1 protein-coding gene is annotated in these 460 nt (G+C 41.3%); it reads left to right on the forward strand.

The annotated features are described in order from the left end of the window. Positions 1-460: ABC transporter substrate-binding protein (locus tag G8O24_RS47125; RefSeq protein ID WP_244646415.1), on the forward strand; the 460-nt coding region annotated here is incomplete at both ends.

Below are 460 nucleotides of genomic sequence, written 5' to 3' on the forward strand. Positions count from 1 at the left end.
GGGATTATACACACTTGATCAAAAAGATAACTTTGTTCCTGGGGTTGCTGACGGAATGCCAGAAATCAGCACTGACCAAACGAAATATACCATTAAATTAAAGAAAAACGCGAAATGGTCCGATGGTTCCCAAGTAACTGCCGATGATTTCGTCTACGCGTGGCGCCGTGCCGTTGATCCAAAAACCGCACCGGGCTACTCCGCACTTTTCAAAGATTCAATCAAAAATGCCACTGAAATCAATGAAGGCAAACTACCTGTAACTGACCTTGGTGTCGTTGCAACGGACACAACAACGCTTGAAATCACACTAAAAAAACCAGTTCCATACTTCATTTCACTTCTTTCTTTTGAAACATTTTTCCCACAAAAAGAAAGTTATGTGAAAAAACAAGGCGACAAATACGGGACAGATAGTGCGCATACTTTATACAATGGCCCTTTTGTCATGAAAGATTGG

The organism is Bradyrhizobium campsiandrae (genome assembly GCF_014529705.1).
Taxonomy (GTDB): domain Bacteria; phylum Pseudomonadota; class Alphaproteobacteria; order Rhizobiales; family Xanthobacteraceae; genus Bradyrhizobium; species Bradyrhizobium campsiandrae.